Annotated in this window: 29 protein-coding genes; 21 read left to right on the forward strand and 8 right to left on the reverse strand. The window is 67.8% G+C overall.

What is annotated here, in order from left to right:
* The first annotated feature begins 243 nt into the window (after nucleotides 1–243).
* The 9 genes from NO876_RS16550 (at nucleotide 244) to NO876_RS16590 (ending at nucleotide 7,639) form a co-directional block, all read left to right on the forward strand.
* Nucleotides 244–825 (forward strand): J domain-containing protein, encoded by a 582-nt coding sequence (locus tag NO876_RS16550; protein ID WP_256422777.1) that lies wholly within the window; start codon nucleotides 244–246, stop codon nucleotides 823–825.
* A complete protein-coding gene (locus NO876_RS16555; protein WP_256422778.1) occupies nucleotides 818–1,300 on the forward strand; it encodes a hypothetical protein in 483 nt (160 codons plus the stop codon). The genes NO876_RS16550 and NO876_RS16555 overlap by 8 nt, the downstream gene beginning before the upstream one ends.
* On the forward strand, nucleotides 1,297–2,055 hold the full coding sequence (locus NO876_RS16560) for a DUF6884 domain-containing protein (protein WP_256422779.1): 759 nt from the start codon (nucleotides 1,297–1,299) through the stop codon (nucleotides 2,053–2,055). Before NO876_RS16555 ends, NO876_RS16560 begins: the two co-directional genes overlap by 4 nt.
* Entirely contained in the window at nucleotides 2,048–2,224 is a 177-nt protein-coding gene (locus NO876_RS16565) for a hypothetical protein (protein WP_256422780.1), read from the forward strand. Before NO876_RS16560 ends, NO876_RS16565 begins: the two co-directional genes overlap by 8 nt.
* Before the next feature lie 52 nt (nucleotides 2,225–2,276).
* Entirely contained in the window at nucleotides 2,277–3,260 is a 984-nt protein-coding gene (locus NO876_RS16570) for a tyrosine-type recombinase/integrase (protein WP_256422781.1), read from the forward strand.
* A 966-nt stretch (nucleotides 3,261–4,226) separates the two neighbouring features.
* Nucleotides 4,227–4,685, forward strand: a complete 459-nt coding sequence (locus NO876_RS16575) for a CopD family protein (RefSeq protein ID WP_256422782.1) — start codon at nucleotides 4,227–4,229, stop codon at nucleotides 4,683–4,685.
* An 8-nt stretch (nucleotides 4,686–4,693) separates the two neighbouring features.
* Nucleotides 4,694–5,161, forward strand: coding sequence for a PH domain-containing protein (locus NO876_RS16580; RefSeq protein WP_256422783.1), 468 nt, complete (start codon nucleotides 4,694–4,696; stop codon nucleotides 5,159–5,161).
* A gap of 1 nt (nucleotide 5,162) precedes the next feature.
* Nucleotides 5,163–6,917 (forward strand): PH domain-containing protein, encoded by a 1,755-nt coding sequence (locus NO876_RS16585; RefSeq protein ID WP_256422784.1) that lies wholly within the window; start codon nucleotides 5,163–5,165, stop codon nucleotides 6,915–6,917.
* A gap of 26 nt (nucleotides 6,918–6,943) precedes the next feature.
* Nucleotides 6,944–7,639, forward strand: a complete 696-nt coding sequence (locus NO876_RS16590) for a carbonic anhydrase (RefSeq protein WP_256422785.1) — start codon at nucleotides 6,944–6,946, stop codon at nucleotides 7,637–7,639.
* Between the two features lie 24 nt (nucleotides 7,640–7,663).
* Here NO876_RS16590 and NO876_RS16595 read toward each other — a convergent pair whose 3' ends face one another.
* From NO876_RS16595 to NO876_RS16605, 3 genes are all read right to left on the reverse strand, one after another.
* The gene (locus NO876_RS16595; RefSeq protein WP_256422786.1) at nucleotides 7,664–8,323 is read right to left on the reverse strand and encodes a bifunctional 4-hydroxy-2-oxoglutarate aldolase/2-dehydro-3-deoxy-phosphogluconate aldolase; all 660 of its coding nucleotides are present in this window, start codon (nucleotides 8,321–8,323) and stop codon (nucleotides 7,664–7,666) included.
* A 96-nt stretch (nucleotides 8,324–8,419) separates the two neighbouring features.
* On the reverse strand, nucleotides 8,420–9,181 hold the full coding sequence (locus NO876_RS16600; protein WP_256422787.1) for an ABC transporter permease: 762 nt from the start codon (nucleotides 9,179–9,181) through the stop codon (nucleotides 8,420–8,422).
* The gene (locus NO876_RS16605; protein WP_256422788.1) at nucleotides 9,178–10,164 is read right to left on the reverse strand and encodes an ABC transporter ATP-binding protein; all 987 of its coding nucleotides are present in this window, start codon (nucleotides 10,162–10,164) and stop codon (nucleotides 9,178–9,180) included. Before NO876_RS16605 ends, NO876_RS16600 begins: the two co-directional genes overlap by 4 nt.
* A gap of 138 nt (nucleotides 10,165–10,302) precedes the next feature.
* On the opposite strand from NO876_RS16605, the gene NO876_RS16610 reads away from it, so the two are divergent.
* Nucleotides 10,303–11,730 carry a PQQ-dependent sugar dehydrogenase gene (locus tag NO876_RS16610; protein WP_256422789.1) on the forward strand — a complete coding sequence of 476 codons (1,428 nt, stop codon included), beginning with the start codon at nucleotides 10,303–10,305 and terminating at the stop codon, nucleotides 11,728–11,730.
* Between the two features lie 94 nt (nucleotides 11,731–11,824).
* Here the strand turns inward: NO876_RS16610 and NO876_RS16615 are convergent, their stop codons facing one another.
* Nucleotides 11,825–12,922: a DUF7547 family protein gene (locus NO876_RS16615; protein WP_256422790.1), complete on the reverse strand. Its 1,098-nt coding sequence runs from the start codon at nucleotides 12,920–12,922 to the stop codon at nucleotides 11,825–11,827.
* Nucleotides 12,923–13,025: 103 nt separating this feature from the next.
* Nucleotides 13,026–14,114, reverse strand: a complete 1,089-nt coding sequence (locus NO876_RS16620) for an NADH:flavin oxidoreductase/NADH oxidase (RefSeq protein ID WP_256422892.1) — start codon at nucleotides 14,112–14,114, stop codon at nucleotides 13,026–13,028.
* A gap of 114 nt (nucleotides 14,115–14,228) precedes the next feature.
* Between NO876_RS16620 and NO876_RS16625 the strand changes: the two genes are divergently transcribed.
* Nucleotides 14,229–14,414 carry a hypothetical protein gene (locus NO876_RS16625; RefSeq protein WP_256422791.1) on the forward strand — a complete coding sequence of 62 codons (186 nt, stop codon included), beginning with the start codon at nucleotides 14,229–14,231 and terminating at the stop codon, nucleotides 14,412–14,414.
* 87 nt (nucleotides 14,415–14,501) lie between these two features.
* On the opposite strand, the gene NO876_RS16630 is transcribed toward NO876_RS16625, so the two are convergent.
* Entirely contained in the window at nucleotides 14,502–15,293 is a 792-nt protein-coding gene (locus NO876_RS16630; protein WP_256422792.1) for a GTP cyclohydrolase III, read from the reverse strand.
* Between the two features lie 170 nt (nucleotides 15,294–15,463).
* Here NO876_RS16630 and NO876_RS16635 point away from each other — a divergent pair, with 170 nt between their 5' ends.
* The 3 genes from NO876_RS16635 (at nucleotide 15,464) to NO876_RS16645 (ending at nucleotide 17,305) form a co-directional block, all read left to right on the forward strand.
* On the forward strand, nucleotides 15,464–16,282 hold the full coding sequence (locus NO876_RS16635; RefSeq protein ID WP_256422793.1) for an HAD-IIA family hydrolase: 819 nt from the start codon (nucleotides 15,464–15,466) through the stop codon (nucleotides 16,280–16,282).
* A 72-nt stretch (nucleotides 16,283–16,354) separates the two neighbouring features.
* Entirely contained in the window at nucleotides 16,355–16,945 is a 591-nt protein-coding gene (locus NO876_RS16640; protein ID WP_256422794.1) for a DJ-1/PfpI family protein, read from the forward strand.
* Nucleotides 16,946–17,131: 186 nt separating this feature from the next.
* Nucleotides 17,132–17,305, forward strand: a complete 174-nt coding sequence (locus NO876_RS16645; protein WP_256422795.1) for a hypothetical protein — start codon at nucleotides 17,132–17,134, stop codon at nucleotides 17,303–17,305.
* A 47-nt stretch (nucleotides 17,306–17,352) separates the two neighbouring features.
* Here NO876_RS16645 and NO876_RS16650 read toward each other — a convergent pair whose 3' ends face one another.
* Both NO876_RS16650 and NO876_RS16655 read right to left on the reverse strand, forming a co-directional pair.
* Complete coding sequence (locus NO876_RS16650) at nucleotides 17,353–17,751, reverse strand: OsmC family protein (protein WP_256422796.1); 399 nt, start codon at nucleotides 17,749–17,751, stop codon at nucleotides 17,353–17,355.
* Between the two features lie 115 nt (nucleotides 17,752–17,866).
* Entirely contained in the window at nucleotides 17,867–18,583 is a 717-nt protein-coding gene (locus NO876_RS16655) for a metal-dependent hydrolase (protein ID WP_256422893.1), read from the reverse strand.
* 201 nt (nucleotides 18,584–18,784) lie between these two features.
* On the opposite strand from NO876_RS16655, the gene NO876_RS16660 reads away from it, so the two are divergent.
* The 7 genes from NO876_RS16660 to NO876_RS16690 all read left to right on the forward strand — a co-directional run bounded on the left by NO876_RS16660 (nucleotide 18,785) and on the right by NO876_RS16690 (nucleotide 25,031).
* Nucleotides 18,785–19,459 carry a TIGR00266 family protein gene (locus tag NO876_RS16660; RefSeq protein WP_256422797.1) on the forward strand — a complete coding sequence of 225 codons (675 nt, stop codon included), beginning with the start codon at nucleotides 18,785–18,787 and terminating at the stop codon, nucleotides 19,457–19,459.
* 80 nt (nucleotides 19,460–19,539) lie between these two features.
* On the forward strand, nucleotides 19,540–20,274 hold the full coding sequence (locus NO876_RS16665; RefSeq protein ID WP_256422894.1) for a fumarylacetoacetate hydrolase family protein: 735 nt from the start codon (nucleotides 19,540–19,542) through the stop codon (nucleotides 20,272–20,274).
* A 156-nt stretch (nucleotides 20,275–20,430) separates the two neighbouring features.
* Nucleotides 20,431–21,042 carry a gluconate 2-dehydrogenase subunit 3 family protein gene (locus tag NO876_RS16670; protein WP_256422798.1) on the forward strand — a complete coding sequence of 204 codons (612 nt, stop codon included), beginning with the start codon at nucleotides 20,431–20,433 and terminating at the stop codon, nucleotides 21,040–21,042.
* On the forward strand, nucleotides 21,035–22,642 hold the full coding sequence (locus NO876_RS16675; protein ID WP_256422799.1) for a GMC family oxidoreductase: 1,608 nt from the start codon (nucleotides 21,035–21,037) through the stop codon (nucleotides 22,640–22,642). The genes NO876_RS16670 and NO876_RS16675 overlap by 8 nt, the downstream gene beginning before the upstream one ends.
* 120 nt (nucleotides 22,643–22,762) lie before the next feature.
* Nucleotides 22,763–23,860 (forward strand): histidinol-phosphate transaminase, encoded by a 1,098-nt coding sequence (gene hisC / locus NO876_RS16680; protein ID WP_256422800.1) that lies wholly within the window; start codon nucleotides 22,763–22,765, stop codon nucleotides 23,858–23,860.
* The gene (locus tag NO876_RS16685) at nucleotides 23,857–24,411 is read left to right on the forward strand and encodes an adenylate kinase family protein (RefSeq protein ID WP_256422801.1); all 555 of its coding nucleotides are present in this window, start codon (nucleotides 23,857–23,859) and stop codon (nucleotides 24,409–24,411) included. The genes hisC and NO876_RS16685 overlap by 4 nt, the downstream gene beginning before the upstream one ends.
* Nucleotides 24,408–25,031 carry a CDP-alcohol phosphatidyltransferase family protein gene (locus NO876_RS16690; RefSeq protein ID WP_256422802.1) on the forward strand — a complete coding sequence of 208 codons (624 nt, stop codon included), beginning with the start codon at nucleotides 24,408–24,410 and terminating at the stop codon, nucleotides 25,029–25,031. Before NO876_RS16685 ends, NO876_RS16690 begins: the two co-directional genes overlap by 4 nt.
* The last annotated feature ends 109 nt before the right edge of the window (nucleotides 25,032–25,140 follow it).

Raw genomic sequence — 25,140 nt, forward strand, 5'->3', positions numbered from 1 at the left:
TTGGGAGTCGATCGGTTGGAGTGTGTCGGTTGTGTCGTACCATGTCGGTTTCCTCTCCGGCCTACTCGCTCTCTTCGGTCGCTCCTTGAGGCCGGAGGCTCCACCTTGAATTACGCTGACGTGCGAGAATCCGACGCGTCGCCGTGATCGGGCGGCGTCGCACTTCTGCGAGGCGGTCGGGTCGACCGTGTGGTGTCTGAAAGAGCAGTGTCCGCACTGCGGCGGGAAGGACGGTGATCGACGATGAGCCTCCAGTGGCCGCCGGAGTGGGAGCGGACGCCCTCCTCGGATCGCTCGCCGAATCGGAGTTTTCAGGCGAGTCTCGGGACGACAACGGAGGATCTCTCGACGGAGATGGACCGCCTCGATCCCGATGAGTGGCGCGCGTCGACGGCCTCCGGCGGATCGTACACGAAGTCGAACGGTCTCCCGAAGTACAACGCGAATCCCGACGATCCGGGGTTCGTGCTCCGGTGGACCGAGGACGGTGAGCAGTTCGCCGTAGCGTGCGACGCGTACTCGCGCCTTCGAGACAACGTCCGGGCGGTCTATCTGTGGGTTCACGAGACGCGGATGCGCGGTCAGCGACCGGTCCGAACGGGCGATACGGAGTTCGCTGCTGCGAGGCTCCCGTCGGCTGACGAGGAGGCGGTCGTGGCGACGGCTCCACCGCACGAGATCCTCGAAGTCGCTCCCGACGCCGGTGAGGCTGTCGTGAAGGCGGCCGCTCGGCAGAAGAAGGCCGAGACCCATCCGGATTCGGGCGGGGACGAGCAGGAGTTCAAACGAATCGTTGAGGCCGAGGAGGCGATGCTCGATGAGTGAGCACGAGCGCCCGGCGTTCATCGGCCCCCAGGTCAACTGGGTCGAGTGCTGGATCTGCGGGCAGGTCATCGAGGACTTCTCGCGCGTCGAGGGGATCGACGTCTCCGCCGAGGACGACTACTACCCGCAGATGAAGCCCGTCTGTCCGAAGCACGTCGAAGACGACGAAGAGATCGATAGAGGTGACGGCGTCGCGACGGACGGCGGGTCCTTCGAGGAACTGAACGCCCTGGAGCGCCAGGCCGACGCGCTCGAAGAGATCGCGGAGCAGCAGCGGATCCAGAACGCGGCGCTGCTGGAGTTGATCCGGACGCTCGATCACCGGCTTCCCGAGCTGCACGATCATCCGCCGGCGGAACCGACGTCGCCTCGATCCGGTCGCAGTCTCGCCGGGTGGGTCGAAGACGCGGCGCTGGACCTGGACGAACGGGTCGATCTGAACGCTGTCGATCGCGCTTCGGAGGGATCACAGTGACCCACTCGAAGACGCTCGTTCTCGTCGGCTGCGGCGCGGCGAAGCGCGACGAGTCGGCACCGGCAAAGGACCTGTACACGTCGACGTACTTTGCGAAGAAGCGCGAGTACGCCGAGACGATCGGCGACGAGTGGCTGATCCTCTCGGCGGAGCACGCGCTCGTCACTCCCGATCGGGAACTCGATCCCTACGAGACGAGCATCGACGATCTCGACGAGGACCGCCTCGACGCGCTCGCGCATACGGTCGGGATGTCGCTGATCGACTGGATCGCGAACGAGGTCGGGAAGGGCGTCGAGATCGAGGAGATCATCGTTCTCGCGGGGCGGAGCTACCTCGATCCGCTTCGAGAGCGAGAGGCGTTCTCTGCGGGTATCGATCCGACCGTCACGTTCCCGCTTCAGACGAACGATCTCGGCGGAATCGGTGAGCAGATGGGATGGCTCTCCGAGCGCATCGCCGCGGAGAGTGCGGAACAGACTCGGCTCGTCGCTGACGGCGGAGAGTATCGGCACCCGCTGGAAGACATCGACGGCCTCGAGGAGATCGAAGTCGAGTGCGCCGTCGCGATCGAGACGCCCGATGAGCCGGGGTACTGCGACGGGTGGAGCGCCACGATCGAACTTGACGAGCCCGCGGAATTCGACCCGGATACCGCGCGGATCACGCTCCCCGGCTTCAACTGGGAGTGCCCCGAGTGCGGTCAGCCACACGAGTTCAACGTCGAAGGAATCCGGGTGAGTAATCTTGTCTGAGCGATCTGGAGACTCCGTCTATCACGTCGTCTGTCACGGGTGCGAGTACGAGGACGTCTTCGAGAACGATCGTGTGCTCGCAGCGACGAGCGAGATCGTCCACCGGAAGCGGACGGATCACGCTGTCGAGTACGCGGAGATCAGCCCGGGTGATCTGAGTGGAGAGTGACGATCTCGTTCCGATCTCTCCGGCGAGGGCGCGAGATCTACACCTTGAGTCGATGGAGGACGATTCGGCCGCTTGGACTCGGACGTCACACCGGAGCCATCTCCGGGCGTTCGTCGAGTGGTGCCGCGAGGAGGGTGGGATCGACAATATGAACGATCTGACCGGACGGGATCTCTACGAGTTCCGCGTCTGGCGTCGTGAGGGCGGCTACTCGAAGGGGATGGACGAGGAGATCGCCCCGAAGACGCTCCACTCGGCGCTCGCGACGATCCGGTCGTTCCTCCGGTTCTGTGCACAGATCGAGGCGGTGCCGAGTGATCTCTACGAGAAGGTGCCGCTCCCGTCGCTGTCGGATTCCGAGGAGGTCTCGGACTCGACGATCGCTCCGGAGCGCGTCCTGGATATCCTCGAGTATCTCGATCGCTACGAGTACGCGAGCCGGGATCACGTGGTCTGGTCGCTGATCTGGCATACGGGCGCTCGCGTGGGTGCGGTTCGGGCGCTCGATCTGGAGGACGTCGACCTAGAGGGACGGAAGCCCGGCCTCGATTACGTTCACCGTCCGGAGACGGGAACGCCGCTGAAGAATGACGAGGGCGGCGAGCGATTTAATCGGATCACTGACCGCGTGGCGGAGGTTCTTCGGGCGTACATCGACGGTCCGCGGAAGGACGTCCTCGACGATCACGGTAGGGCTCCGTTGGTGACGACGAGTCACGGACGGGCTTCGGGCGGCTCGATTCGGGATTCGTTCTATCGGTGGACTCGTCCGTGTTTCATCGGGAAGGAGTGTCCGCACGATCGGGATCCGGAGACGTGCGAGGCGACGGAGTTCTACCATATGAGTAAGTGCCCGTCGTCGCGATCGCCGCACGATGCGCGGAAGGCTCGGGTGACGAAGTATCGGAACGACGGCGTTCCTCGAGCGGCGGTTTCGGATCGGTTGGACGCGTCTGAACAGGTTCTCGACAAGCACTATGATCGCGCTTCGAAGCGCGAGAAGGCAGATCGACGATGGAGGTTTTTCCAAGAATGATTAGTATACAACTCGGTATCGAAGGGGTAGCGCGCGGTCCGAATCCAGAAACCTGCAGCGCCCATGCGAACTTTGCCTGAACCGGAGTAAAATCAAATCACTTCGTAGAGGCGTCTATTCGGTCGTATTCTCCGTTTTTAGCGTTTCAAAAAATCCGCCTCAAACTGCGACCAAGTGGAATCTAAACGCACCCCGTCGATGTCGGGCGATTTCCTCAGCAAATCGGGGGGATTTCGATGGATAACACACCGGTTTCTGGGTACACCCAGTACTATTGCCGGATCTGTGCGACGGGGTGTATCGATCCTCGGACATACTCGCGTACCAGGTATCGCGAGTGTGAATCCTGTCACTCGGTCCCCGTCCTCGACCGGAGCGAGCACGTCGACAAGATCCATCCTGAGTTAGTCTGGACAGTTCACGCTGCTCTGTCCGGCTTCGATCTCGATCCTCGTCCGGATGTACGTGCTACTCCGGCGAATCGTTCCGCGTCCCTCAGCGAATGAGCGCGGGGCCCGCGATCTCGGGTAGATGTAACACATCCCCCATCAGGGACTACCTTCTCGATGAACTCGAATCGGAGGGTCTCCTCGGTCGGGGTCGGCCGCTCGACGGATCGTACGGAGATTCCCGTGGACCGCGGCGACGATGCGGCGACGGCCGACGACGACGACGCGGCGACACGTGAGGACGACGCGGTAACCCTCCGACAGCGGCGGACGCATCCGGGCGTGGTTCGCAGGGACGTCCCGCCCGCACAAAGAACCCGTTCACTACGCGCCCGGAACCGAGGTGACGGCTGGGCGGCTCCACGACGTCCGGTGAGATCGGAGCCGCATCACGTGTGGTACCGGCGGTTCAGCGTGACTCCCCGGCGACGCTCGGCGATCGGATCGTCGCGACGAGCGGTGGCGACCCGCGACCGAACCGCCGGGTTTCAAGCGCCGTCGGTCCTTCTCGCACGCTATGGTACTCGACACCGTGATGACGACCCTGCACGTCCTCGTCGGGGCGCTGTGGGTCGGCAGCGTCGTCTTCGTCGCCGGAGCGATTCTCCCCGCCGCGGTCGAGGGAGCCCTGGACGCGGCCCCGCTGGAGAAGATCGCAGACCGGCTCGTCTACCTCTCTCGCGGCTCCTCCGTCGTGATGTTCCTCACCGGCGGCCACCTCGCCGGCACGAGATACACGGTCGGGACGCTCACCGGCACCGGCCGCGGTCACCTCGTCCTCGCGATGCTCGCGCTGTGGCTCGTCCTCTCGGCGCTCGTCGAGGTCGGGCGGAGCCGACTCGTCGACGGGTTACAGGAGAAGCGCGTCCGCACGCCCGCGGCCGAGGCGACGACGATCTTCCGCGTCGCGGCCGTCGTCGGGGTCCTGCTTCTCGTCGACGCGGGACTGCTCGCTTCCGGAACCACGCTCTACTGATCGATCGTATGAACCGACTCCATCCCCGTATCCGACTGCTCTGGATCGGTCGCTCCCTCCTGACGGCGGCGATCTTCGCCGGCATCGCCTTCGGGGTCGGCCGCGTCGTCGATCCCGCCTGGCTCCCCGCGTGGGCCCCGCTGGCGGTCTTCGTCGCGTTCGGCGGGCTCGGAGCAACCTTCGCCGTGCTCAGATATCGATCCTGGCGCTTCGAGGTCCGCGAGGACTCGCTGTACCTCGAACGCGGCGTCCTCACGCGGGTCCGGACGGTGGTCCCGTTCGTCCGCATCCAGCACGTCGACACCTCGCGTTCGCCCACGGAGCGACTCGCCGGCCTCGCGAGCACCGTGGTCTACACGGCCGGATCCCGCGGCGCCGACGTCTCGGTCCCGGGGCTCACGCCGGGCGACGCCGACGACCTCAGAGAGCGGCTGAAGCGACTGGCGATCCGCTCGGAGGGCGAGGACGCCGTCTGAGATGCCCCGATCGCTCTCGCCGCTGTCGGTCCCGTACCGCGTGCTCCAGCGCGGCGGCGGTCTCGCTATCGGTCTCGCGTTCGTGCTCGGTGGCGGCGTCAACCTCCCGTTCCTCGGCCCCGCCGGACCGCTGATCGTCCTGGCCGTCGCCGGCGTCGCGGCGGTCGCGCTCGTCGGCTACGAGACGGCGTACGTCCGGCGGTTCAGTTACGAACTCACCGCCGACACGCTCGATATCGATTCCGGCGTCCTCTCGCGCCGGAGCCGCGAGATCCCGCTCCGTCGGATCCAAAACGTCGATATATCGCGGAACGTGATCCAGCGACTACTCGGTATCGCCGTCGTCTCCTTCGAGACCGCCGGCGGCGGCGAGACCGAGGCACAGTTCCGGTACGTCACCTTCGAGGAGGCCAAGCGTCTTCAAAAAGAACTCGCGCGGTTGAAACGGGGCGGTACGGCAGATGCGGAGGGTTCGGTGGGCGAAGAACCCGCAGCCGCCCCGACCGAGCCGGAGTCGACCGAACTGTTCGCCCTCGACCGGAGCGAACTCGCGATCCTCGGCGCGCTGTCGATCGACTTCCGGGTGCCCGGGATCCTCTTTCTGCTCGTCTCGACGCTCGGTTCCACCGTCGTCTCGTCGTACCTCTCGGCGGTCCCCGGCGTCGCGCTGGTCGTCCTCGCCGGCGTCCTCTTCGCGGCCGTCGCGGTCGTCTCCTGGATCGTCGGGGCCGCCGCGGCGATCGTCGAGTACTACGACTTCAGGCTCGTCCGCTCCGGCGACGAACTGCAGTACGAGCGCGGCCTGCTCCAGCGGTACGACGGGTCGATCCCGTTCGACAAGATCCAGACGTTGACTGTCGCCGACAACCCGCTCAAACGACACTTCGGGTACGCGACGCTGTACATCGAGACCGCGGGCTACACGCCCGGCGGCTCGTCCGGATCGCGCGGGTCCGAGGCGGCGATCCCGCTGGCCAAGCGCGAGCACGTCCTCGACCTGGTCGAGGAACTCGAACCGGTCGGCGACGTCGACTTCGAGCGCCCGCCGCGTCGCGCGCGGCGTCGGTACCTCGTCCGCTCGCTCCTCGCCGTCGGCGTCCTGACGGGGATCCTCTACGCCGCGGACTCGCTGCTGTCGCTCTCGATCCCGTGGTGGCCGCCGCTGCTCCTGGTCCCGGTCGCGGTCCTGTACGCGCACGCGACCTGGCGTCACCGCGGTCGCTGGTTGGGCGAGCACCACGTCGTCACGCGCAACGGCGTGCTCAGACGGAAGACGAAGATCGTCCCCTACTACCGGATCCAGACGATCATCGACTCCCGGAGCGTCTTCCAGCGCCGACTCGACCTCGCGACCGTCACCGTCGACACCGCCGGATCGCTCTCGCTGGGCGGGGGTGACGCCGCGGCGGTCGACGTGTCGGGGGCGACCGCCGACCACGTCCGGACGGAACTCGAAGCGCGGCTCGGACTGGCCGTCGACGCCTACCGCGTCGGCCGCGCCGGGATCGGTATCGAGGACGAGTACGAACAGAACGGTGACGACTCGGAGTCCGGATCGCGCGGGTCAGAATCCGCCTCGCTCGACGACGGAGAGAGCGGAGGGAGATCGATCGCCGATGACGAGCCCGGCGTAAGGAGAGACTCAACCGCCGAAGACGAGAGCTCCCGATCAGGGTCGCCCGTCGATCGGACGCGAGACGGGCAGGAAGGTGAGGATCCGGACACGTCAAGGGGTCGAGACGATCCGGACGATTGATACTGCCCACGGGAGACCCGGGACGTATGGAGTCGCTCGAACGGATCCTGGCCGGCAACGACGAGCACGTCGCACAGATCGACGACGACCACTTCGCGGATGTCCGCGACGGGCAGGACCCACCGGTGGTCTCCGTGTCCTGCTCCGACTCCCGGGTTCCCGCCCAGGGCGTCTGGAACGCCCGATCAGACGGCGACCTGTTCACCTCGGTCAACGTCGGCAACCAGGCCTGGACCGACGTCGACGGCGAGCGCGTCGTCAACGACGCCGTCGGATACGCCGTCTCCGCGCTCGACGTCGACCTCGTCGCGGTGCTCGGACACACCGGCTGCGGGGCGGTCACAGCCGCCTACGGGGCGGTGTTCGAAGAAGAGGATAGCGGGGACCTCCCGCCGGCGGTCGAGGCGGCCGTCGGGCGTCTCGTTCCGGTCGTCGAGGCCGCCCGCGAGGAGGACGTCGTGGGCGACGCGACGCCGACGAAGGCGGCGGTCAATCGGCTGGTCGAGTACGCGGTCCGCGAGCAGACGACGTTCCTCGTCGACGACGGAGCCGTCCCCGACGACGTCGCCGTCGCGGGCCTCGTCTACGACTTCCAGCGCGCCTACGGCGACGATGACGGCGCGGCACACCTCGTCTCGCTCGACGGCGAGACCGATTCGGACCGGCTTCGCGACCGACTCGATCCGGCGTACCACGACCACGTCGGTTCGCTGCTGGAGTGACGCCGAACGAACGGGAGTGAACCGCTATTCTCCGCGGGCGTTTTCGATCACCCGCGTGAACTCCCTGGCCGTCTCGGTGATCGCCTCGAAGTCGCCCGCGGCGATCGCCTCGTCGTCCATAATCGCGCTGCCCGCGCCGACGACCACCGCGCCGGCCTCGACGTAGTCGGCGACGTTGTCGAGGTCGATCCCGCCGGTCGGCATCAACGGGATCTGCGGGAGGGGTCCGGCGACGCTCGACAGGTGGGAGGGCCCCATCGACGACGCGGGGAATATTTTCACGAGATCGGCGCCCGCCTCGTAGGCGCTGATCGCCTCCGTCGGGGTGAGCGCGCCGGGTGCGACGAGCGTCCCGTAGCGGTTGCACGTCTCGACGACGCCCTCGTCGACGGTCGGGCCGACGACGAACTCCGCGCCGCTCGCGATGGCCGACCGGGCGGTCTCGGCGTCGAGGACGGTGCCCGCGCCGACGATGGCCTCGTCCGCCGAGAACGACGCCGACACCTCCTCGATCAGGGCCATCGCGTCGGGGTTGTCGGCGGTGATCTCGAAGGCCGTGACGCCGCCCGCCGCCAGCGCGTCTGCCACCTCGATGATCGTGTCCGCGTCCGCGCCGCGCATCACCGCGACGACGCCGCTGTCCACCAGCCGCTGCAGATCACCGCTCGCGTCGTGTGTGACCATCTCGTCCGGATATCGCCCGCCGGAAGAATAAATCCCGAGTTTCGCCGGCGAGCGGACGCCCACCAGCAACGCCTCCCGCGAACGACGCCGACCGGATCAGTCCGTCCGTGGGACCGCGAGCGCGCCAGCGACGAAGAACGCGACCGCGAGGACAGACACCACGAGGAGGTTCGGGAGCGCGACCGTCGTCGCGTCGGCGTACGTCACTGCGCGGATCCCGCGGGCGACGTAGGTCAGCGGCGAGAGTTCGAGCGCGGGACGGAACCACCCGGGCAACAGGTCGGGCGTGACGAACGTCTCCGAGAGAAAGAGCAGCGGCAGTGCGATAGCGTTCGAGGCCGCGATGACGCCGTCCTGTGAGTCCGCCAGGCGACCGATCACCGCGCCGAGGCCGCAAAACAACACGACGCCGAGCGCGACGAACGGCACGACGAGCAACGTCTCAGGCGTCGTCGAGAGCGACGTTCCGGTGACCGCAACCGAGAGCGCAAGCAGCAGCAGCGCGGCGACCCCGATGACGACGACGTTGACGAGCGACTGAGCGAGTAGCCACTCAGTCCGCGTCAGCGGCGTCGTCGCCAGCTTCTCGAACCGGCTCCCCTCGCGGTAGCGAGCCACGGTGCTCCCGATCCGCGAGAGCGGCGTGAACAGGACGACGACGGCGAGGTAACCCGCGATGTAGTAGTCTTTCGGCTCGGCGAAGAGGCCCCCACCGGTCGGCTGGGTCTGCACCAGCGCGCCGAATATCACCACGATGATCGCCGGGAAGAAGAACGTGAAGAAGACAGCCGTCCGCCGCCGGAGGAACGCGTGCCACGACGCCGTGAACTCCGCGCGGACGCGTCCGAAACGGGTCATCGGTCCACCCCCGCCGAACCCGCGTCGACGCCGGCACCGCCCCCCTCGAAGGACTCGCCAGTGAGTTCGAGGTAGACGTCTTCGAGGTCGGGCTGTTTCCACGTCAGCGACTCGAACCGGACGCCGCTGGCCTCGAGTGCGTCGACGACGTCGCCGATTTCCCTGGGTCCGACGCCCTCGACGACGAGTCGACCGCCGACCGTCGAGACGTCGACGTCGCGGACGTCGAACTCGAATCCACTCTCCCGTCCGTCACCCGCGGCCCCGAACTCGTCGCCGGACTCATCCGCCGGATCGCCGGTCTCGACGAGCAGGCGACTCCGACCCCCGTGGGCCTCGATCAGGTCCCGCGGGGAGCCGACCGTGACGAGTCGACCGTCTCTCAGGAACCCGACCCGGTCGGCGAGCCGTTCGACCTCGGCCATCGAGTGGCTGGTGAGAAACACCGTCGTCCCGTCCGCGGCGAGCCCTTCCAAGAGCGTCCACAGGTCGCGGCGGCCGGCGGGGTCGATCCCGGTCGTCGGTTCGTCCAGAAAGAGCACCTCCGGGTCGTTCACGAGCGCGATCGCGACGCAGACCCGGCGCTGTTGTCCCCCAGAAAGCGTCTCGTACCACTGCTCGGCGGCATCGCCCTCGATGCCGACGTCCGCGAGCACCGCGTCGGGGTCGCGGGCGTCGTCGTAGAGGCCGGCGTACTGTGCGAGGAGTTCGCGTGCGGTGAGGCGGGCCGCGGGGGAGAACGACTGCGGCAGGAGGCCGATTCGGGACTTCTCGATCGCCTCGGGCCGCGCTCCCAAGACCGAGACTCGGCCGTCTGTCGTCGTCGTTCCCGTGAGCGCCCGGACCAGCGTCGTCTTGCCCGCGCCGTTCGGGCCGACGAGTCCGAACACCTCTCCGGTATCGACCGAGAGCGAGACGCCGTCGAGCGCCGTCACGCCGCCGTAGGACTTCGCGACGTCCTCGGCGACGAGTGCCGCTGTCATACCCGCCAGTCGGGACCGTCCGGTGGTAAGCCGTTCGGATCCGGTCTCTCGATACCTATCGGGGTACCACCGCTTCGCGGCTCTCCACTACGGGTCGGTGGCCGAACCGTCCTTGTGTCCGGGGACCGTTCCGGGGGTATGGACCGTCTCCGTCGACGCCGACTCATCCGAACCGGACTCGCCGCCGGAATCGCGTCGCTCGCCGGGTGCACGACCTTCGAGACGGGCGAAGAAACGGGACAGTCGTCGAGTCCAGAAACGGTCGATGCGACGCCGGGGACGACAGTCGGCGATGGTCCGGACGACTCGGGAACTGCCACCCGGGTTCCCACGCCGAGGGAGACCGGCGGTCCCCGTCCCGAACTCGACGACGCGTCGGTCGCGCTCGAACCCGTGGCGTCCGGACTCGCCGCACCGCTCGACTTCCTCGCCCCCGCCGGAACCGACCGGCGGTTCGTCGTCGACCGCGACGGTCGAGTCTGGGAAGTCACCGACGGCGGCCGACGCTCCGCTCCCTTCCTCGATCTCTCGAATCGGATCGTGCTCGGCGGCGAGCGCGGCCTCCTGGGCGCGGCCGCCCACCCCGGTTTCGCCGACAACGGACGGCTGTACGTCCGCTACAGCGCTCCCGCCCGGTCGGGGACGCCGAGCGACTACAGCCACACGTCGGTGCTCGCGGAGTTCACCGTCGATCCCGCTGGGGACGTCGCGGCAGACCCCGGGGAACGGACGCTCCTCGAAGTCCCGCAGCCGCAGTCGAACCACAACGCCGGCGCGCTCGCGTTCGGGCCCGACGGGTACCTCTACGTCGGGTTCGGCGACGGCGGCGGGGCGAACGACGTCGGATCGGGACACGCCGACGACTGGTACGACGCCGTCGACGGCGGCAACGGACAGGACGTGACCGAGAACCTGCTCGGGAGTATCCTCCGGATCGACGTGGACGGCCGCGGCGGGGTCGACGGAGCGGGAGATCGGCCGTACGCGATTCCCGAGGACAACCCGCTCGTCGGCCGGGAGGGCCTCGACGAGCAGTACGCCTGGGGGTTCCGGAACCCCTGGCGGTTCTCCTTCGACGGCCGGGACTGCTACGTCGCCGACGTCGGACAGAACGCCTGGGAGGAGGTGAACCTGCTCGAAGCCGGCGGCAACTACGGCTGGAACGTCCGCGAGGGTGCACACTGCTTCCGAGCGGACGAGTGCCCGACCGCGACCCCCGAGGGAGATCCGTTCGTCGATCCCGTCGCGGAGTACCCGCACGACGGCGGCGACGTCACCGGCATCTCGGTCATCGGCGGCGTCGTCGTCGAGGACGATTCCATACCGGACCTCGGGGGCGCGTACCTCTTCGCGGACTACGTCGCACAGGGCCGGTTGTTCGCCGTCGATCCGGGCGCTGAGACGCCCTGGGAGATCGAGACGGTCCCGGTCGTCGGCGACGACGCCCTCGGGCGGTTCGTCCTCGGGTTCGGCCGCGATCAGGAGGGAGCAGTGTACGTCCTCACGACCGACGAGAGCGGGGGCGACGGCAGCACCGGCGCGGTGGCGCGACTGACCGCTCCCTGATTTCGGACGATTGGACGAGTAACGCCCGCGATGGGTCCGTTCCGCCCCGCGTCGTCACCCGGCGTCGTCAGCGCGTGCTCGTCTCCCAGCCTCGTCAGCGCTCCGCGTCAGTTCCGGAGTCGCCGCCGTCGAGGTCCGCTTTCTCACCGGCCACACCGTCCGCTTCGTCGCTGTCGATCTGTTCTCCGTTGCCGGTGTCGTCGGCGTCGACGTCCCCCGTCTCACCTGTTTCGTCGACGTCGACGTCTCCTTCCTCGCGAGCGTCGTCAGTGTCGCCGTTCGCTGTCGCATCGACCGCGTCGGCCGCCTCGCCGCCTCTGGAGTCGCCACGGGCTTCCCGCAGTTCGACCTCGTCCTTGATCGACGCCAACTCCGCCTCCACGTCGACCTCCGGTTCGTCATCTGAGACGCGCTCCGCTCCCGTGCTGGACCCGGAGGTGTCCTCACTCGTCTCCTCGGAACTCCCGTCCTCCGGGCCGAACCCCGTGCCCGCGTCCGTGACTTCGATTTCGATCCCGCCGGAGCCACTGCTCGCGACAGCGTCGCCCGCCGAGTGGGACTCGGCCGTTCCTCGGGCTTCCGAGGGGTACCGAGGTCCGGAACGACCGCGCTCACGCCCCTCAGAGGCTTCGGAGAGGCGCTCGGACACCTCTTCGGAGAGTCGTCTGGCGTCTTCGAGGAGGTCGCTGGCGGGTTCGTCTTCGGGGAGATCCGACTCCGACAACGCCGTCTGGAGCTCCGAGAGCGCGCGCTCGACTCCCGTGACCGCGCCGCGTCCGACGCCGGTGACCGCGTCTCGGCCGACGCCCGCGACACCGTCGGTCATCCGCGTGGCGGCGGACCGGCTCGTACGGGCCTCCTGATCGAACGCCGAGCGCTCCGGGTCGGCCAGTCGGAGCACGCCGCGGAGCAACTCCAGCGATTGGATCGCCGCCTCCAGCGTCGCGATGAGTGTCGGCAACGTGTACTGTTCGGTGAACCGAAACAGTTCCGAGAGCGACGGCGGTCGCGGACGCTCCGGAACCGATCGACGAGCAGAACCGTACTGCCGGCCGCCACGGTCCCGCGTCGGTTCGGGCCGGCCGTCGTCTCCACCCTCGTTCCGGCGCAGTTCCCCGCGGAGGTCCGTGAGCGTCGCTTCGAGTTCATCCACCAGATCACGGAGGTCGTCGTCGCGGTCGGCGGTGGGCATACCCGACATTGGGTTCGTGCGGGCAAAAACGTGTGCGCCGCCGGCGCCCGTACACCCCGCGCCAGCTTCGGACGTGTTTCTCCGGAACCGACGCGCCCGTACGTCACCGGAACCGACCGCGCTCGTACTGTCTCGGCCACTCGACGTCGACGCCGAGTTCGTGGGCGGCCTCCAGCGTAAAGTAGGGGTTCCGGAGGTGTTCGCGCCCGATGACCGCCAGGTCCGCGCGGTCGTTGCGGATCAACTGGTCGGCCTGTTCCGGCGTCGTGATGCCGCCGACGGCACCGACGGCGGCGTCGGTGGCCCCGTTCACGCGCTCGGCGTACGGGACCTGATAACCGGGGCCGCTCTCGGGGACCTGTTGATCGGGGTGGATCCCGCCCGAACTGACGTCGATCAGGTCCGCGCCCGCCTCGGCGAGCAGCGGCGCGAGCCGCGCCGAGTCGTCGAGGTCCCACGACGGGCGGTCGGGGAGCCAATCGGTCGCGGAGATCCGCGCGAACACCGGCCGATCGTCGGGCCAAACCTCCCGGACCGCCTCGACGACTTCGAGCGGGAATCGGGCGCGGTTCTCGAAGGACCCGCCGTACTCGTCGTCCCGGTCGTTGGCGATCGGCGAGAGGAACTCGTGGAGGAGATAGCCGTGCGCCAGGTGGACCTCGGCGATCCGGAATCCGACGTGGCGGGCGCGCTCGGCCGCCAGCCGGAACTGCTCGGTCACCCGGTCTATGTCGTCTCGCGTCATCTCGCGGGTCGGAACCGGGTCGCCGTCGGGGTGCGGGTACGGAACGGCGCTCGGCGCGAGCGTCTGCCAGCCGCCCTCGGACTCGGGGATCGGCCCGCCGCCGTCCCAGGGGCGCTCGACGCTGGCCTTACGTCCGGCGTGAGCCAGCTGAATTCCCGGAAGCGCTCCCTGTTCGCGGATAAATTCGACCGTGTCCGAGAGGGCCTCGGCGTGATCGTCGGACCAGATCCCCAGGTCGCCGGGGGAGATCCGACCGGCCGGAGAGACCGCCGTCGCCTCCGTCATCACGACGCCCGCGCCGCCGACGGCGCGGCTCCCCAGGTGGACCCGGTGCCACTCCGTCGCGACCCCGTCCTCGGCCGAGTACTGACACATCGGCGAAACCATCACGCGGTTCGGGAGTTCCGTCCCACGGAGCTCCAACGGGGTGAAGAGCGAGTCGGTCATCGTCCGCCCCACGTCTCGAGGGCTCATACGTTTGACGTCCGCGGAATCTCGGACGGACCGCCATTGTTTAGGCCCACCAAAAGCGTTATATTCGGCCCACGGTCACGCTTCGGTATGGACCTGAGAGACGGCGTCGACGGAGCGAGGACGAATCTGAATACCGATGAGGAACAGCGGACGGAGCCCCCGGCTGTGTCGGCCCTCCGGTCGTCGCCGGATCGCGTCGTCTTCACCGAGGACGGAAATAGCGACGGCTGGATCTCGGTCAGCGCGGAACTGACGTCCCCGATCGAACGATAGAATCGAAGCCCGCCTGATGTCCGTGATTTGGCGGTCACGACTCACGTCTACAGTAGTATCTGCGATCGATTGCTCGCCCGAGCGAACTCAGTCGGTCGTGATTCCGACCTCGTCAACGGGACGGGCGAGTTCGACGATCGTTCCCTCGTGTCGACACGTCTCGAGCGCGTGTTTCGCGTCCATTCCGGCGACGTGCGGATTCGCAGCGACGCCGACGCCGACCTTGAGTTCGACCCCCGCCTCGGCTTCGACGTGGTCGATCGCGTCCCGGTAGTCGTCGCCGTCCATCGCCGGGCAGATCGAGATGATGTTGTCGCCGCCGACGAAGAAGGAGAGCGCGCCGTACTCCTCGCGGAGGTACCGCATCAGCGCCGCGTAGCCCTGCTCGATCTGGATGAACGAGTCGAACTCGTTGAGTTGGTCGGTGTACTTGCCGGTCGCGTCGTTGACGTCGAAATGGGCGATCTGGACGTCGGAACCCGTCCGCTCTGCTTCGGCGAGGAACTCCCCCGATAGCACTTCGCGGCGGTCGCCGTCCTGTGCCGATCCCGCGTGTTGGAGCCCGGCCGTCGCCGCTTCGAGCGCCTCGACCGGGGAGGCGTCGATCCCGGTCCCGAGGCTGATCGTGACCGGGTACCGGTTCCCGATCGTCTCCTGGAGCAGGCGGTGGTCGTCGGCGTCGAGCCCGTTGGTGATCGCGACCATATTATCGAAGCGCGTGAAGAAGACGTACCCGTCGCGGCTCCCCACGAACTGTGCCAGGTCGGCGAAGAGCCGAGACTGGAGCGTCTGGAGATCCATCTCCCGGCGGGGCTCCGGCGTCACGGTCCACGGCCCGTAGTTGTCGATCTGAACGAGAGTGAGCTGGGAGTTCGTCACAGTCGTTTCCTGGGACCTCGCATATATGCCTCTTTCCGTATCAGATCAGATTACCTTCTCAGTTTTGAGATGGTCTGGGGCCGAACCTGCCACCCACCCCCACCGAACGGAGCGCAACGAACGCGGGCACGCCCGCCACGTTCAATATTCCTACCCCCTTACGGGGCCCGATGGGCGTTCGCGGAGTCATCTTCGACGTGGACGGGACGCTGGTGCGAGGGAACGAACCGATAGCGGGCGCTGGGGCCGGACTCGACGCCGTCGACGCTGCGGGTCTCCGTCGCCTCCTGGTCTCGAACAACCCGACGAAGCCGCCCGAGGCGTACGAGCGCCGACTCCGCCGCGCGGGCTTCGCCGTCGATCCGAGCGAAGTCGTCACCGCCGGGACGGTGACCGCGCGGTACCTCTCCGCCAATCACTCCGACGACGAGATAGCCGTCGTCGGCGAGTCCGGTCTCGTCGAGTTGCTCCGGGCGGCCGGCCTCTCAGTCGACTCCCTCGGCGCCGACGGCGGCGATTCGGCGCGCGGCCCGGACGTCCTCGTCGCCTCCGTCGACCGGAAGTTCTCGTACGAGACGCTCCGGCGTTGTTTACGGGTCCTCGAAGACGGGTCCGTCACGTTCGTCGGGACCGATCCGGACGTCGTCATCCCCGCCGCGGACGGCGACGCGCCGGGATCGGGTGCCATCATCGACGCCATCGCGAACGTCGCGGGCCGAGATCCGGCGGCCGTCCTCGGAAAGCCGAGCGAGACCGCCCGGGAGATGGCGCTCGAACGGCTCGGGCTCCCGGCGGAGGACGTCCTCGTCGTCGGCGACCGACTCGATACCGACATCGCGTTCGGGGAACGCGCCGGGATGACGACGGCGCTGGTCCGAACCGGGATCGCCCGCGCGAGCCATCTGGACGCTTCTCCGATCGAACCCGATCACGTGCTCGACTCCCTCGCGGGACTCGGTTCCGTTCTCGACGATCTCTCGACGTCCTGACCGGAGAATCCGGCTGACTGTGAGCAACAATAGTTATTGACCGTGCGACGAAACGTTCAGTGAGGTAAAACGATGAGCAAACAGATCCTGATGATCGTCGGCGACTTCGGCGAGGACTACGAGACGATGGTACCGTACCAGGCCCTGGAGATGGTCGGCCACGACGTCGACACCGTCTGTCCTGAGAAGGAGGCCGGCGACACGATCAAGACGGCGATCCACGACTTCCGCGGGGATCAGACGTACCTCGAGACGCGCGGGCACGACTTCGAGGTGAACGCGACGATGGACGAGATCGACCCGGCCGACTACGACGCGCTCGTCGTCCCCGGCGGCCGGGCTCCGGAGTACCTTCGCACGTACGACGAGGTCCTGGACGCGGTCAGACACTTCTTCGAGGAGGACAAACCGGTCGCGGCGGTCTGCCACGGCCCCCAGATCCTCGCCGCCGCGGGCGTCCTCGACGGTTACGAGATGACGGCGTATCCCGCAGTCCGGGCGGAGGTCGAGGCCGCCGGCTGCTCGTGGGTCGACGAGACCACCGTCGACGGGAATCTCGTGACGGGGCAGGCCTGGCCCGACCACCCCGAGTGGCTGGCGGCGTTCCTCGATCTCCTCGGGACGGAGATCGAGACGGGTGAGGCCGCCGTCGCCGATGACTGAGGAGAGCGGGTGGTCGCCGTCGCCGCCGATCGAGATGAGTGATGCGTCGTCGATGGCGGACACGGCAGCCGAGGCGAGGATCGCACGGCCGGTACGTGAGAGCTAGTGAACACGCTCCACAGTCGTATCGAGTGGTGTGGTAACGTCTGACAAACATTTATATACTATCGACGCGTTCCTTGGAGTATGGAAAGTCAGCCGAACAGTCCGTACGTCTACTCCGAGGACGCCTCGGAGCCGGCCGAACCGTACGTCTCACACGACGAAGTCGAAGAAGCAGCCCTGCCCGACCCCGAGGGCCGGGACGTGATCATCGCGGACGGCCAGGCGATGAGCTACCGGGCGTATCACCGGCGCTGAGTCTGTTCTCCCGAACTGTTCACGATCGGCGGTGACAGCGGCCCGCCCTAGAACGCGTCGCCGTGGACCGTCGCGTCCGCGTGGAGTTCCTCGCGGAGCGCCGAGTGGACGTGGCAGATGCCTTCCGCTCGATCGAGAACCTCTTCGAACGTCTCCTCGTCGAGGTCGGCCTCGACGTAGATGTCGAACCGGATCGCCTCCAGATCGTCGTCTTCGTCGAGGTCCGCGTCGGCGTCGATCTGGACCTTACCCAGGTCGTCGTGGCCGCGCTGCTGGCCGCCGACGCGGAACGCCGGCAGGAAACAGGCGGCGTAGTCGGCGACGAGGACCGCGTTGGGGTTCGGACCCTTCTCGTCGGTCGCGTCGATGGTGAGTTCGAAGTCGCCCACCTGGCTCGTGCTCGCGAAACCTTCCTCGCTGACGGTCGAAGTCTGAATGTCGCTCATTCTATCGAAAGGGAGGATCGGGAGCGTCCTAAAGGTTGGCTACCGGGTCGTTTTCGCCCCGATCTGTGACCGAGGAGAGGTGGAGCGAAACGTCGGGGAGCGGTCGGTCCCGGCGCTACTCCAGCGTGAACGACTCGTCGCCGCCGAGAACGTGGACTTCCGTCGGGGAGCCCGTCGCTTTCACCTCGCGGACGAAGTCGTCGGTGTCGATCTCGATCGGCGGGAACGAGTCGTAGTGCATCGGGAAGACGTGATCGACGTCCAGCCAGTCCGTGGCGATGGCGGCCTGCACCGGCCCCATCGTGAAGTGGTCCCCGACCGGCAGCGCCGCGGCGTCGGGCTCCAGATACGGGCCGATGACGTCTTTCATCTCCGACATCAGTCCGGTGTCGCCGGCGTGATAGAACGTCGTCGCGTCGGCGTCGGACTCCTGGGTGGGCTTCTTGTCGCTGATCAGGAAACCGACGGGGACGCCGAGGCTGGTCTCATAGCCCGTGTTGAGCCCGTTCGTGTGGTCCGCGCGGTGCATCGTCACGAAGGCGTCGCCGCACTCGACGGTGCCGCCGATGTTCATCCCGACGCTCTCGTCGAAGCCGACTTCGGCCTCCATGTAGCCGGTCATCTCGGGGACGCCGACGACCGTCGCGTCGGTGAATTCCCCGGCGTCGCTGATGTGATCTGCGTGACCGTGTGTCAGGAGGAGGTAGTCCGGCGTCTCGACGTCCGCCGCCGAGAGGTCTGTCTTCGGGTTGTCGAAGAACGGGTCGATCAGGAAGGTTGTGCCGTCGACGTCGACGTGCCACGTCGAGTGGCCGTGCCACGTGAGTTCTATCGTCATATCCATCTGTACATTCTACAGGAACGACAATAAAGCGTACTGTCGTCGGGCGCGCGGACCCGCAACCGACCACTGCGCGGGGGGCCTGTCATCCCTGTCCGGAAGTCGTTGCATCCCGCTGCGTGTCGTTGAATCCTCCCGGGAAGTGTCGAGTGCTGCGCGCACGTATTTATTCTCAGACGACATTTTCTCCCTATGGATTTCGACATCGACTATCAGCCGTCGTTCGCCCTCCTGACCGTCTCGCTCGACGCCGACGAATCGATACGCGCCGAGGCGGGAGCGATGGTGTCACACGACACGACCATCGGGATGGAAACGGCCGCCACGGGGGGGTTCCTCTCGTCGATCAAGCGGTCGCTCGGCGGGGAGAGCTTCTTTCAGAACACCTTCACCGCGAACGACGCCGGCGACGTGCAGTTGGCCCCGCCGCTGCCGGGCGACATCACCCACCTCGGTCTCCGAGACGAGGCGGTGTACGTCCAGTCGGGGTCGTACCTCGCGGGAGACGCCGAACTCGACGTCGACACCGAGTTCGGCGGCGGCCGAACGTTCTTCGGAGGTGAGGGGTTGTTCCTCCTGAAGGTGAGCGGCAGCGGCCCGCTGTTTCTGTCGAGTTACGGCGCGATTCACGCCGTCGACGTCTCCGAGGAGCGACCGTTCGTCGTCGACACGGGACACATCGTCGCGTTCGAGGACTCGCTTTCGTTCTCGGTGCGCCGCGTCGGCGGCCTGCGATCGACGCTCGCGAGCGGCGAGGGGTTGGTCTGCGAGTTCGAGGGCACCGGGAGGGTCTGGCTCCAGTCGCGGAGCGCGGACGCCCTCATCTCGTGGCTCGCCCCACAATTGCCGACGCAGTCGAGCGACTGACCGCCACCGCGGAGGGGATCCGAAACGGACCCCACGACTCGATGGAAAGAACGAAGCGCCGCGCGGACGACGCCCCGGTTATGCACACGGTCAGGTTCAGAGACCCGGCGGGATCGGTTCGAGAGGGCGAGTGGCACGGTGACAGTGTCTCCTTCGGTGGGGCGACGTACGACATCGACGACGTCGACGTGCTGCCGCCGTCGGAACCGACGAAGATCGTCTGTGTCGGCCGCAACTACGCCGACCACGCCGCGGAGATGGACAACGAGATCCCAGATCGACCGCTGCTCTTTCTGAAGCCGCCGAACACGCTGTCGGCTCACGGCGACACGGTGACGCTGCCCGCCGGCAAGGACCGACTCGACCACGAGGCCGAGATCGCCGTCGTGATCGGCGAGGCCGCTCGGAACGTCGACGCCGCCGACGCGATGGACCACGTCGCGGGGTTCACCTGCCTGAACGACCTCTCGAACCGCGACGATCAGCGGCGGGAGACGAACTGGGTCCGCGGGAAGGCGTTCGACAACGCCGCACCGATGGGGCCGGTGCTCGCGACTCCCGACGAGGTACCCGACGACGCCGACATCGAACTGCGCGTGAACGGGGAGACGAGACAGTCCTCCTCGCGGGACCACCTCGCGTTCGACGTTCCGACACTCATCGAGGAGATCACGACCTACATGACGCTGGAACCGGGCGACGTCATCGCGACCGGGACCCCCGGCGGCGTCGGTCCGCTGGAAGACGGCGACACCGTCGAAGTGGAACTGGCGGGCGTGGGCACCCTCGAACACGACGTCCGGATCCCGGAGTAGATGCGACTCACGGGTAGCGAGAGCGAACCCCGGATCGACTCCCAGTACAGCTGACGAGGCTCGGCAGTTCACCCGTTGCGACCGAACAGGCAGCCTCGTCTCCTCGACTACTCCGAAAGGGCAACCCCTAAGTTTAGGCTTACCTAATCTGTCGCCGTGGAACTGACGCGACGCGACGCGATGGCAGCGCTCGCTGCCGCGGGCGCAACGGTCGGTGGGGGCGTGCTCTTCGGGCGGATGGTCCCGCCGCGCTCGGACGGCGGTGGGGCCGCATCCGACGGACGGGATCCGTCCGCAGCGCCGTCGCTGTCGAGTGACCTCCTCGACCTGCTGGACGCCACGGCCGAGGTTCTCTACCCGGACGGCGTCGAGGGACGCCGCGACTTCGTCGAGACGTACGTCCTGGGCCGGGTCTCGGACCGGTCGGACTACCGCGACGGACTCCGGGAGGCGGCCGCCCAGCTCGACGCCGTCGCCCGCGACTGGGAGGGCTCCCCGTACGCCGAACTCGATGCCGACGCTCGCGACCGAATACTCCGGAACCTCGGCGTCGAGACCGCCGATCCCGATCCCGAGGGACCGATCTCGGACCGGATCCGGTTCTACCTGGTCGACGACCTGCTCTTCGCCTTCTACTCGTCGCCCGCGGGCGGCCGTCTCGTGGGCATCGAGAACCCGATCGGTCACCCGGGCGGCATCGAGAGCTACCAGCGCGGGACGATGCCCGACGCACCCGGCAACACGAACGGCGGTGAGAGCGATGGCTGAGGACGGCGGCGTCGGCGACAGTATCGACCGTACGCCTGCCTCCAGCGCGGACGTCTGCGTCGTCGGCTCCGGTCCCGCGGGCGCGCTCGTCGCGCACCGGCTCGCGGCGCAGGGTGCCGACGTCGTCGTCCTCGAAGCGGGCCCCCGATTCGACTTCGCGGGCCGACGGGAGCAGCAGGAAGAGCACATCCGGCCGGGGATGGGCGACCCCTGGGAGATGGGCGGTCCGCGCGACGACTACACGACCGCCGGTCGCCACTACCCGCTGAACGCCGCGCGCGTGAAGGGCGTCGGGGGATCGACCCTGCACTGGCAGGGGATGGTGATGCGCCTACACGAACGCGACTTCGAGATGGAGACGCGCCACGGCGTCGGTGCCGACTGGCCGATCGACTACGACGACCTGCGGCCGTACTACGCCGAGGCCGAGCGCGCCCTCGGCGTCGCGGGCGCGATGGACAATCCCTACGCGCCGCCGCGAGAGGAACCGTTCCCACTGTCGGCCTTTCCGCCCTCATACTCGGACTCGCTGTTCGCGGAGGCCTGCGAACGGCTGGGAATCGATATGCACTCCGTTCCGAACGCCCGCAACTCCGAGCCGTACGACGGCCGCGCCCCCTGTCAGGGGTACGGGACGTGCCGGCCGGTCTGCCCCTCGGGCGCGAAGTACACGGCCGAATCCCACGTGACGAAGGCCGAGTCCGCCGGCGCGCGCGTGATCGACCACGCGCCCGTCCAGCGACTCGAACACGACGACACGGGCGAGGTCGTCGAACGCGCGGTCTATGCGACTCCCGACGGCACCGAACATCACCAGCGCGCGCGGCGGTTCGTCCTCGCCTGCGGCGGGGTCGAGAACGCTCGCCTGCTGCTGCTCTCCGAATCCGAGCAGTACCCCGGCGGCCTGGCGAACTCCTCGGACGCCGTCGGACGCTTCTTTATGGATCACCTGTTCGCCGGCGCTGGCGCTCGCCTCGACGAACCCACTCGACAGAACCACGTCGGGTTCATCACCAGCGAGTGCCATCAGTTCTACGACGACGAGAACCCGATCGAGGGGACGAAACTGGAGTTTCTCAACTACGCGGGGCCGTCGCCGGTGATCGAGGCGCTGCACGCGGAGACGTGGGGCGACGAACTGCTGACCCAACTTCGAGACTCCTACGGGACGCACATCGCGATGGGTGGGCTCGTCGAGCAGTTACCCGACGCCGAGAACCGGATCACGCTGGATCCGAACCGACGGGACGACCACGGCAACCCCGTCCCGCACGTCGAGTGGTCCCTTTCCGATCGGACGAAACGAGCGATTCGGCGGGCGAACGACGTCCAGCACGCGATTTTGGAAGAGCTCGGCGCGTCGATCGAGTGGACGGTCGGCCCGGAGGCGACGGGTCCGGCGTACCATCAGATGGGTACGACGCGGATGGGAGGGGACCCCGACGAGAGCGTCGTCGACGCCGACTGCCGGACGCACGACCTCTCGAACCTCTGGGTCGTCGGCTCTTCGGTGTTTCCGACCGGCGGCGCGATGAACCCGACGCTCACCATCGCCGCCCTCTCGCTTCGCGCGGCGGAATCGCTGTCGGCGTCGCTGTAGCTCCCGACGGCCTCCCGAAGGCGGTCGTCTCCGGTAACTGCCCAAACGCGGTCGACGTCGGTGCGCCGACTCCGCTCCGGAGACGCACCCTTAAAGACCCGCGGGCGACAGCGTACGCGTATGGAACCGAGGGACCTCTCCGCACACGAGGCGTACGTACCCGGCCGCGGGGCCGAGGAGGTGGCCCGCGACCTCGGGATGGACTCCGAGGAGCTGACGAAACTGTCGTCGAACGAGAACCCGCACGGGCCGAGCCCCGCTGCGGTCGCGGCCGTCGAGGCCGCCGCGCCCGACGTGAACGTCTATCCGAAGGCCTCCCACACTGATCTCACCGCGCGGATCGCCGAGAAGTGGGGACTGGGCGACTCTCAGGTGTGGGTGAGCGCCGGCGCGGACGGTTCGATCGACTATCTCTCTCGCGCCTTTCTGGAACCCAACGACGACATCCTCGTCCCGAAACCGGGATTCTCCTACTACTCGATGTCGGCGCGGTACCACCACGGCGACGCGTCGACGTATTCCATCTCGAAGGGCGACGACTTCGAACAGAGCGCCGAAACGATCCTGTCGGCGTACGACGGCGAACGGATCGTCTACGCGACGACGCCGCACAATCCCACGGGATCGGTGCTTCCGCGGGAGGAGATCCGGACGCTCGCGGAGGAGGTCGACGAGCAGACGCTCGTCGTCGTCGACGAGGCGTACGCCGAGTACGCGGAAGTGCCCTCGTCTATCGATCTGCTCGACGAGTACGACAACCTCGCGGTGCTCCGCACGTTCTCGAAAGCCTACGGTCTCGCGGGGCTGCGAATCGGCTACGCGGCCGTCCCGTCAGCGTGGGCCGACGCCTACGCCCGGGTGAACACCCCGTTCGCGGCCAACGAACTCGCGTGCCGCGCCGCGCTGGCTGCGATCGACGACGAGGAACACCTCGAACGTTCCGTCGCGACGGCTCGATGGGCCCGCGAGTACTATCGCGAGGAACTCGACGTGCCGACGTGGGGCTCCGGCGGCAACTTCGTCCTCTGTGAGGTGGGCGACGGGACCGCCGTCGCCGAGGCGACGCAGGAACGGGGCGTCATCGTCCGCGACACCTCCAGTTTCGGTCTCCCCGAGTGCGTGCGGGTCTCCTGCGGGACGCGCGAGGAGACGAAAACGGCGGTCGCGGTGCTCAACGAGGTCGTCGCCGATCTCCGCCCGGAGGCCTCCGAGCCGTGAGCCGAATCGCCCTCACCGGAACGCCCGGAACGGGGAAGACGACCGTCTCGGAACTCGTCGCCGAGGCGGTGGACGTCGAGGTCGTCCACCTGAACGACGCGATCCGAGAGGCCGAACTCTTCGAAGAGCGCGACGTCGAGCGCGACTCGCTGGTGGCCGACCTCGACGCCGTCGAGGCGTGGCTCGACGAGCGGGAGGCCAGCTCCGGAGGTCACGCCGACGAGGGAACCGAACGCGACGTCCTCGTCGAGTCGCACCTCGCTCACCTCCTCGACGTCGACCGCGTGATCGTGCTCCGCTGTCACCCGGACGAGCTGAACCCGCGGCTCCGTGAGCGCGGCGAGTCCGAGGCCTCGATCGCCGAGAACGCCGAGAGCGAGGCGCTCGACGTGATTCTCGCGGAGGCGGTCGAACGGCACGGCGCGGAGTCGGTCTGGGAGATCGACACGACCGGTCGCGCTCCCGAGACAGTCGCCGACGACGTGGCGGCCGCTATCGAGGGCGACACCGAACCCCGCGTCGGCGTCGTCGACTTCGTCGAGTACCTATGACGCTCGATCAGTACCGCGACCTCGCGGACCGGCTGCTCGGCCCGTTCGTCGCCGCCGCCGATCGGGTGGGGTTGACCCCCGACGGTGTCAGCGTCGTCGCGTTCGGCTTCGCGATCGCCGCCGGGGGCGCGTTCGCGCTCGCGACCCCGGCGTGGTACGCCGCCGGCGCGCTGTTCGTCCTCTGCAACGGGTGGCTCGACCTCGTGGACGGTGCACTGGCCAGGGCACAGGGCGTCGAGAGCGACGGCGGCGACCTCCTCGATCACGTCCTCGACCGCTACGCCGACATCGCGATGCTCGTCGGTCTCGCGGCCGGCATCGACGCCTACGCGCTCGGACTGGCTGCGGTCACCGGCGTGTTGATGACCTCCTACCTCGGGACGCAGATCCAGGCCGTCGGCCTCGGCCGCGCCTACGGCGGCCTCGTCGGCCGCGCGGACCGCCTCGCGATCATCGGCGTGGCCGCGTTCGCCGCGGCGCTGTCGCTGGCGGTGGCTTCCGTTCCCGTTCAACTGCTCGGGCTGTCGCTCGTGGGGTGGCTCCTCGTCTTCTTCGCCGTCGTCGGTCACCTCACGGCGCTGCAGCGATTCTGGGGCGCGTGGTCGGACCTGTCGGCGTAGCGGGGTTGGAGATGGGTCTTCGGACGATGGCGGACAGTCGGCACCCGCTCGCGGCGACGCCCTCGCAACGCCGCCGCCTCGTCCCCGCGTCGACGTGCCGAGCAACCGC

It is taken from the genome of Halobellus rarus (assembly GCF_024494595.1).
GTDB classification, from domain to species: domain Archaea; phylum Halobacteriota; class Halobacteria; order Halobacteriales; family Haloferacaceae; genus Haloquadratum; species Haloquadratum rarum.